Genomic DNA, 3,752 nt, shown 5'->3' on the forward strand with positions numbered 1-3,752 from the left:
ACATGTGTATAAGAGACAGGCTCTGGGCCGCCCGAGGGCGAGGCCGGCTGGTCGCACTGGGCTCCACCGTCCGCCTGCCGCTGCTCGCCGTCGGCGGCACCCGTGACCCGTTCGCCGACGACACCGTGGCCCTGTGGCGCGGCTGGGGCGGACCGTCCCGCCTGCTGCTCGGGCCCTGGGGCCACCGCCTCACCGCCGACCCGGCCACACCGGCCCGCGCACGCGTCAACCTCGGTGCGCTGTACGTACGGTGGGCCCGCGCGGCGCTCGCCGGGCGCCTGCAGCCGACGCGGCACGGTGTCATCGCCCTCGGCGACAGCGGTCGCTGGCACAGCACCCGGGTCAGAGACACTCCCCGCCCGGTGAGTACGCCCGACGCCACCCCGCAGGAGGGGCCGGAGTGGCGGGCAGGACCGGCGGAGGCGGACCGGCCTGACCGGCCGGAGGCGGAGTTCCGCTGGGCCTTCGGCTCGCCCACCGGTCTACGGCTGCTCCACGGAGCCGAGTTCAGCGCCGACCCGGACCGCCCCGTACGCTCCGACGACCTCGCCGTCCCGGCCGACGGCGACCGCGCCGACCGCTGTCTGCTCCTCTCGCCGCCGCTGCCCCGCCCGCTCGACCTGGCGGGAGCCGCCGTCGCCCGGATCAACGTCACGGCCGACACGCCCTGTGCCGACTGGGCCGTACGCCTGACCGCCCTCGACCCGTCCGGCCGCGCGGATCCGCTCGCCTTCGGCATCGTCCGGCGCACGGGCCCGCCCGGTGAGGCCGCCGACATCACCGTGCCGCTCGGCACGCTGGGCCGACGGCTGCCCGCCGGGACCCGGTTGCGCGCGGAGATCGCCGGACACCACTTTCCCGCCCACGCCCGGAACCCGCACACCGGGGAGGACCCGGTCACCGCCACCCGGCTCGCCCCGTCCCGCCGCACCGTGAACCCCCGGGGCAGCGCCCTCCACCTGCCCGTCGTCGCCCGACGCCGCTACGTCGAGCCCGCACCGGAGATATGCCGTTGACCAGCGTCCTGCCCATCGAAGCCCTCGTCGATCCCGTCAGCGGGATCATCCGTGACGTCGCGCCCGTCGAGCACCCCACCGGTGCGCCGCCCCGCTACACCGCGATGACCGCCGACGTCGCCGACGCCCGCCGCCTCGGCGCCTGGCCCGCCGACCGCGTCTCGCTCGGCACCACGTTCGGCGACCCCCGAGGCGCGTGGATCGCAGCGGTGGCCGAGGCCGTCGAGCGCTACTGCGGCAACCGTCTCCCGCCGCCCGGCCACGCCCAGGAACCCCGTCGGGCCACCGCCGCCGAACTGACCGCCGAGGGCCACCGCGTCTACGGCCCGGGCGCTCTGCCGACGTACGCCCCCTGGCAGTTGGGCCGTCCGGGATTCCCGTACGCCGAACTTGCCCCCGACACCCCGGCGCTGTGGACCCGGGCCACCGAGGACGGTCGCCCCTGCTGGGCCCCCGTCGCGCTGACCCACCTCAACTGGCGCCAGGGCGAACTGCGTTCGCTGCCCCGTACCCACCACCTCAACTACGCGGGCATCGCCACCGGGCAGGGCCTCGACGACGCCGTCGAGCGCGGGCTCCTCGAAGTCGTCGAGCGGGACGCCCTGGAGCTGTGGTGGCACCTGGACGGGCCCACCCGGGGCATCGACCCGGCGACCGTCCCCGGGCTCACCGAGGACCTGGCCGGCTGCGGGCTGGACGTGCACATCGTGGAGATGCCCTCCGAGTTCGCCCCCTGCGTGGCGGCCCTCGTGCACGACCCCGGGCGCGGCATCCACGCGGCCGGGTTCGCCTGCCGGTACGACCCGGCGGAGGCGGCCCGCAAGGCCGTGCTGGAGGCCGTGCACACCTGGGTGTTCACCCAGGGCGCGGTGGACGCCGACGGCTGGGTGTACCGGGCGGTCGAAGCCGGGATGCTCGCCCGCGGCCTCTACCTCGACCACCGTGCCGACCGGCGCTATCTCGACGACTGCGGGCCCGAGTTCGCCGCCGTCCGGGACCTCGGGGCTCATGTCCAGGTCTGGCTGGACGACCGGATGGCCCCGCTCGCCCGCCGCTTCACCGAACCCGCCCTCGGCACGGTCCCGGTCACCGCGATCGATCCCGGCAGCCGTAGCGCGCTCGACGCGGCGCTCGCCGCCGGGGGGCACCGGGTGATCACCGCGGACCTCACCACGGAGGACGTCGCCGAGACACGACTGCGCGTCGCGCGCGTGCTGGTCTCCGGACTGATCCCCAACGCACCCGCGGCGTTCGGCTACTTCGGCTGCCCGCGCTTCGCGGACGCCGCGCTCGCCCGGGGCTGGCGCACCCGACCGCCCGCCGCCCCAGGGGACTTCACCCTGGCCCCGCCCCCGCACATGTGAAGGAACGCGCCGCCATGCCCGACACCTCGGCCCGGACCGCCGCCCCCGATTCCGGGACGCACCCCGCGTCCGGCCTCCTGCGCCGGGCCCTCGCGGACGTCCGCTCCTCGCGCGCGCCGGGCCTCGCCCCCTACGTGCCCGAGCGCCCGTTCCCCTGGAGCGGGACCGGGCTGCCGTTGACCGGGGTCGCGTCCCGGCCCGGGGCGGGTTCGGGGACCGGGAGCCGGGCCGCGATCGACCTGGACCGCGTCTTGCGACTCTCGCTGGCCGCACCCGCCGGCACACCGGGCCGGCTGCGGCCCGTCCCCTCGGCGGGAGCCCTGCACCCGGTGCGCGCGCACCTCCTGATCGGGCCGGGGTGCTCACTGCCGCCCGGACGCTACGCCTACGACCCGCGCGCCCACCGCGCCCACCCACGCGGCCCGGCCCCCGACGACGCGCCCCCGGGCGTGCTCGTCGTCCTCACCGTGGCCGCGTCCCGCACGGTCGCGCACTACGGCCACCGGGCCTGGCCGCTCCTGCTGCTGGACACGGGCCACGCCGCCGCGGCCCTGGCACTGGCCGGGCCCCCGGCCGCCGACGTACGGGTCTGCCTCGACGCGGACGCCGCCCTTCTCTCCGCCGCCGCCGGACTGCCCGCCGCTCCGGACTGGCCAGACGCATGGCCGGGCACCGAACCGGAACTGCCCCTCGCGTCAGTCAGGTTGACCCCCGCCGGTGTGACCACCGACGTCCCCGGGACACTGGCCGTCTGGGCCGGCCCGCCCCGCGCCGGAACCCCGTCGCCGCAACCCGGCGCGGAGACCGCCCCGCCCGGCGAACTCGCGGCGACACGGCACCTGTTGCACCACATCGCCCGAGCCCTCGAAAGGCCCGGCGGTACCTGGCACCCGGCTCCCCGCCCCGGACCGGTGACCGACGAGGCCCTGGAGACGCGCCGGAGCGCCCCGCCCGACGACCTGCACCACCCGCCCGGCGAGGATCTGCTCGTCCGGCTCCTGATCACCGCGCGGACAGCACGGCCGGACGGACCCGCCTGGACCGTGGCCGTCGGTGATGACGACCCGGCCCTGTACGCGAAGGCCCCCGGCAGCCGTGGCCTCGCCGTCCGCGCCTCCGGGGACGCGCGTCCCACCCTCGCCCGCTGGGCCGCGGGCCAGCAGTGGATCGGCGGCGCGGGCGCGGTGCTCCTCGCCCACGGCTGCCCCGGGGACGCCCCGCCGGCCGCTGTCCGCAGCGGCCACCTCGCCGCCGGGTACGCGGCCGGAGCGGTTCAGGCCCACGCCACCGCGCTGGGCCTGCGCTCCCGGCCGATCGGCTCCTGGCCTGTCTCTTATACACATCTCTGATGGCTGTCTCTTATACACATCTC

Annotated in this window: 3 protein-coding genes; all 3 read left to right on the forward strand. The window is 77.0% G+C overall.

Annotated features, from left to right (window positions below):
- Nucleotides 1-1,016, forward strand: a 1,016-nt coding sequence (locus tag CR470_RS36475) for a CocE/NonD family hydrolase C-terminal non-catalytic domain-containing protein (protein WP_306667838.1), incomplete at its 5' end; no start/stop codon positions are given.
- Nucleotides 1,013-2,380, forward strand: a complete 1,368-nt coding sequence (locus CR470_RS36480) for a YcaO-like family protein (RefSeq protein WP_097871934.1) — start codon at nucleotides 1,013-1,015, stop codon at nucleotides 2,378-2,380. The genes CR470_RS36475 and CR470_RS36480, both read left to right, overlap by 4 nt.
- Nucleotides 2,381-2,394: 14 nt before the next feature.
- Nucleotides 2,395-3,729: a nitroreductase gene (locus CR470_RS36485; protein ID WP_257139043.1), complete on the forward strand. Its 1,335-nt coding sequence runs from the start codon at nucleotides 2,395-2,397 to the stop codon at nucleotides 3,727-3,729.
- Nucleotides 3,730-3,752: the final 23 nt, after the last annotated feature.

It is taken from the genome of Streptomyces sp. rh34 (genome assembly GCF_002551245.1).
In the GTDB taxonomy this organism is placed as follows: domain Bacteria; phylum Actinomycetota; class Actinomycetes; order Streptomycetales; family Streptomycetaceae; genus Streptomyces.

Excerpts from the sequence above, each read along its gene's own strand:
- CR470_RS36485 (WP_257139043.1), top strand. The coding sequence starts at position 2,395 with ATGCCCGACACCTCGGCCCGGACCGCCGCCCCCGATTCCGGGACGCAC.